We start from the raw sequence: 4,929 nt of genomic DNA, 5'->3' as shown, positions 1-4,929 counted from the left end.
CAGGCATTTTCTGCCAGGGCTATATTATATAGGAAAGGATCAATTATTGAACTAAGGGGAGACAACATTGCGAATTTGCCTGTGACTGCAGGAACCAGTTTCTTCAATTCCTTTTCGTTAATCATTCTTAATCCTATACTTCCGTTTTTTTTGCCGGCTTCAATTGTATTTAAGAGAGTCTGATAGTCTTCTTTTGTATTTCCTACCAGAACCTTTCCTGTTTTTTTGTATGGTATGTCAAGTTCCTTGGCAAGTTCTTCGAATCCAAGACAACCTTCAATACAGAATTTTGCTTTTTTAGAACCTTCATCATATGCAAATCCGCCATGAATAACTGCGGAATTCCTGCCACTTTGCTCATTACATACGTCTAAATTTTTTTCCAATACACCGATCTTTAATTTGTATTTTGAGAGCTCTCTGGTTATTGCACTTCCTACAACTCCAGCTCCAATTATGAGTATATCATATGTGCTATTCATTTCAACCTCCTAATTCATCCTATGAATAATGTCATAATACCACAAAAAAAGAATGAAATCAACATTAAGTTCAAAAGTCATCCCATGTTTAAAACATTTATGAAAAAACAATACCTTTATATGATACGGTTAGAATCTGTTCTTATTATATAGAAGGTGAAAAAGCATGGCTTGTTCTGCATCCTTTGGACGACCTTCTTTTATTGCCTTTACTATTTCTCTGTGTGAAATTATAGTCTGACTGTATTCTTGTTCAGAAACACTGGTAGCGTAAATATTGATTCCTTCACTTATGACAGGTATTAGTTTTGAAATGACATCATTGCCTGAGCATTTTCCAAGATATGAATGAAACAGCTCATCTTCCTTTGAAAAATCATCTTTATTTTTTATTGCATTTTCAATATTGTTGCAAAGGTCTTCCAAATGTTTTATATCTTTACTTGTTGAATTTTGTGCAGCCAGTGCAGCTATTTGAGGTTCAATCATTATTCTTATTTCCATTAGATCCTGTACAAGTTTGTTTTGATTGGATATAAATGAAAAGCCAAAAGGGTCATCAACAATACCTGTATTTTCTGAAATAAATGTTCCTGATCCTTGCCGTATTGACAAAATATTTCTTGAAGCTAAGAACCGTACTGCTTCCCTTACTGTATTTCTGCCTACATTCAGTATATTTGAAAGTTCATATTCATTTGGCAGCTTATCCCCTGTGGAAAGATTATTCTCTTCTATGTATTTTTTTAGTTTTAGTGATGTTTGGTCAATTAATGTGGTTTTAGCCATATTATTTCTCCTTTATTCGTTACATTTTTCGTACCTAAGAAAGTTAATATATAAAAAGTACTTGAATAGTTGTAATTTTAAACATTAAGAGAAACTTTCAACGATGAAAACCTCTCTTGTGTACGATGCGCTTTCTAAAGCGATAAATATATGATGCAACATAGTTGCTTTTTATATAATACTGTAAATAATTAAATATGACAAATTATTTTGATAGCAGCACAATATGGCTTTTGGATATTGACTCTTACATACTAGTATGGTAGTGTTAATATATGTACTTATATTTATTGTTAAAATATAAAATAATGCTGTTATATTTAAATATGTAATAAGGAAGATGATGAAATGAATAACAATACTAGCGAGGATATTAAGACATACTCATCCGTTGGAGAATATGTCTATGCTGAAATAAGAAGACAAATAATTAACTGGAAGTTAAAGCCTGGACAGAGAATAAGTGAAGCGGAGATGTCAAAGGTATTAAATGTTAGTAGAACCCCGGTAAGGGAGGGGTTTATAAGACTGAAAAATGAAGGTCTTGTTGAAATACTGGCACAAAGAGGAACTATAATTTCCAAGATTGACCTTAAGAAAGTAAAAGAAGGTGTCTTTATTAGAAAATGCTTGGAAAGGGAAGTTATTAGGGAAATTGCAGGAAAAATGTCGAATGATTCAATTAAGAAAGGCCGCAAGTACTTGCTAAGACAGGAAGAAGCCTTAATAGATGAGGATTATATAAAGTTCCATGAATATGATATTCTCTTTCATAAATTATTCTTTGAAGAAGCTGATAAGGTGTATACCTGGAAAATGCTGCAACTATCAGATACACAATATGACAGAGTAAGGATGCTTACATTGTTGGATTTCAACAAGTTTAGCTTATTACTAAAAGACCATACTGGAATTCTGGATGCAGTAATTGAAGGTGATTTCAACAGGGCTTCAAAGGATATGGATTATCATATTGATTTGGTTTTTAAAGAGATTGAAGTATTGAAAAAAGAATATGCAGACTATTTCATTGATGGTGAATAGAATTCAAAATCGCAGAGATTTCTGCGATTTTTTTATGTGTGCCCAGCATGGGCACAATCTTAAGGGTGAAAGTCCCAAACACACCCTAGTAGTGGGAAGTGTATAGCTTAAGGCAAGGGTGTCCGCGGCGACGAGGAATCTGAAGGAAGCCGGCGGCAAATCTCCGGTCTGACGTACAGAAATCACATCAGGCGCAAGTTGATGGATAAGGTTGCATAACAAACTAAAGTCCAATAACTACTCGGAATCAACAGCGTAAATGTGGCAGATAGATGGAGAGAAAGATTGTGTTCTTACCTGGGGAGATCTCATGGACATGTGAAACGTCTTTGTGAAACATGGTTGAAACAAGATTTATCATGAGAAGTCAGCAAATACCATAGTAGTGACCTAGTCGACTAGGTCATGAAGGGTTGAACCTAAGGAGGTGAAGGTAAATGAATGTTACCGAAATCGGGACAAAGAAAAGCAGAATACATTGTAGTGACAATGGCTACTGTCAGAGAGATAGTACGGAACACGAAGGGTATGACAGAGTGCTCACCGAAAAGAGGATAACTGAAAACAACATCACCGATGCCGACAGTGGAGAGAATGGACTTTTAGAACAAATCCTAGGGCGAGAAAATCTTAACCGAGCATATAAACAGGTAAAGAAGAATAAAGGGTCACACGGAGTTGATGGAATGGAAGTGGAGCATCTTCTACAATATTTCAAAGACAATGGGGATAAGTTAAGAAAGACCATTTCGGATGGTAAATACCTTCCGAGTCCAGTCCGACGAGTAAAAATACCGAAGGACAATGGAAAGAAAAGAGAACTAGGAATACCAACAGCAGTAGATAGAGTGATACAACAAGCCATGCAGCAAGTGCTATCACCGATTTATGACCCTAAGTTCAGTGAAACCAGTTATGGATTCAGACCAAGACGAAGTGCTCATGATGCTTTGAAGAAATGCAAGGAATACGCTAGTGAAGGGTATACCTACGTAGTAGATATGGACCTTGAGCAATTCTTTGATGTAGTGAATCAGTCGAAGATGATAGAAATTCTGTCTAGAACCATCAAAGACAGACGAGTCATATCGCTGATACATAAATACTTAAGAGCAGGAGCAATCGTAGATAGAAAGTTTGAAGAAACAACGGTGGGATTGGCACAAGGAGGAAATTTGAGTCCTTTGTGCAGTAACATCATGCTGAATGAGTTGGATAAGGAACTGGAAAAACGAGGAATAAGATTCGTACGCTATGCGGACGATACGTTGTTGTTCGCAAGAACAAAACGAAGTGCACAAAGAATACTGGAACATATTTTACCGTTTATTGAAGGGAAACTAAAGCTTCGAGTAAATAGGGAAAAGACATCCGTAGCATATATTGGGCACATAAAATTCCTTGGATACGGTTTCTATCCATCAAAAAATGGAATTAAATTGAGGGTGCATAGCAAAAGTGTAGTCAAGATGAAGGTCAGAATAAGAGAGATTACATCAAGAAATAAAGGTATTAGCTATGAAGTGCTAAAACTTAAACTGAAACAATATGTTAGAGGTTGGGTAAACTACTTTAAGCTAGCTGATATGAAAAAGCTCTTAAAAGAGACCGATAAATGGTTACGTAGAAGACTTCGGATGTTCGTCTGGAAGAGATGGAAGAAAGTTAAAACGAGGTATCGAATGCTAAAAAGGCTTGGGTATAACCATCAAAACGCTATTAAGTATTCTAATACAAGAAAAGGCTACTGGCGAGTATCCGGTAGCCAAATACTTAATTGTTCTATTACAAATAAGCGACTTAGAGAGTCAGGATATCTGTTCTTTTCAGACTATTACAAAACTGTAAGTGTGTAAACTTGGGAAGCGCCGTATACGAGAACCGTACGTATGGTGCTGTGGGAGGTCGGGAGAATTATTTAATTCTCCCTCCTACCTGATTGATTAAGGAAACTTTCTTTCGCGTCTTAATAAATGCTTGTGCATTTAACGCAGCATAGCTGCTTTCTTGTAAGGAAAAACGTTTTTCTTGTTGACGCTTCCATACTACCATGGTAGTATAGATATAGTAACAAAAAACATATTAAGTGGAGGAAGTAAATGAAATTGAAAAGAATTTTATCAGTAGTATTGGTAGTAGCAATGATGTCATTTGTGCTTGTTGGATGTACAAGTGAGCCAGATGCACCAGAAGCACCTGATGCAGCGGAAACACCTGATGCACCAGAAGCACCAGAAAAAATCGTATGGAAATTTGGACACCTTTCAAATGATGAACATTTGTGGAACCAAACAGCACTTAAGTTTGCTGAATTGGTAGCTGAAAAGACAGACGGACAAATTGAAATCAAGGTTTATCCTAATGAACAACTTGGTAATGAGATGGATATGATTACTGCTATCCAAACTGGAACTGCAGACGTGACAATTTCTGGTGAATCTTTGCAAAACTGGGCTCCAAAGGCTGCAATGCTTGCGATTCCGTATGCAATAACTTCTGCAGAACATATGGATACAGTTATAAATGGTGAATTGGGTACTGAAATAGAAGCTCAAATTACTGAAAAAGTTGGTTTGATTCCTCTTTATCATCATAAGAGAGCACCAAGAAACCT

5 protein-coding genes are annotated in these 4,929 nt (G+C 36.2%); 3 read left to right on the top strand and 2 right to left on the bottom strand.

What is annotated here, in order from left to right:
* Together AC3AX0_RS07150 and AC3AX0_RS07145 are read right to left on the bottom strand one after the other, a co-directional pair.
* On the bottom strand, positions 1 to 482 hold a 482-nt coding region (locus AC3AX0_RS07150), incomplete at its 3' end, for an NAD(P)/FAD-dependent oxidoreductase (protein ID WP_487549620.1).
* 129 nt (positions 483 to 611) lie between these two features.
* The gene (locus tag AC3AX0_RS07145) at positions 612 to 1,271 is read right to left on the bottom strand and encodes a FadR/GntR family transcriptional regulator (protein WP_487549619.1); all 660 of its coding nucleotides are present in this window, start codon (positions 1,269 to 1,271) and stop codon (positions 612 to 614) included.
* Positions 1,272 to 1,619: 348 nt separating this feature from the next.
* On the opposite strand from AC3AX0_RS07145, the gene AC3AX0_RS07140 reads away from it, so the two are divergent.
* The 3 genes from AC3AX0_RS07140 to dctP all read left to right on the top strand — a co-directional run.
* On the top strand, positions 1,620 to 2,315 hold the full coding sequence (locus tag AC3AX0_RS07140) for a GntR family transcriptional regulator (RefSeq protein ID WP_487549618.1): 696 nt from the start codon (positions 1,620 to 1,622) through the stop codon (positions 2,313 to 2,315).
* 437 nt (positions 2,316 to 2,752) lie between these two features.
* Positions 2,753 to 4,171: a group II intron reverse transcriptase/maturase gene (ltrA, locus tag AC3AX0_RS07135; RefSeq protein ID WP_487549617.1), complete on the top strand. Its 1,419-nt coding sequence runs from the start codon at positions 2,753 to 2,755 to the stop codon at positions 4,169 to 4,171.
* Positions 4,172 to 4,414: 243 nt separating this feature from the next.
* The coding region (dctP, locus tag AC3AX0_RS07130) for a TRAP transporter substrate-binding protein DctP (RefSeq protein ID WP_487549616.1) at positions 4,415 to 4,929 on the top strand (515 nt) is incomplete at its 3' end.

Source organism: Dethiosulfatibacter sp., from assembly GCF_983023055.1.
Note: the sequence above shows the minus strand (reverse complement) of the source record. Positions and strands in the feature narration are given on the sequence as shown.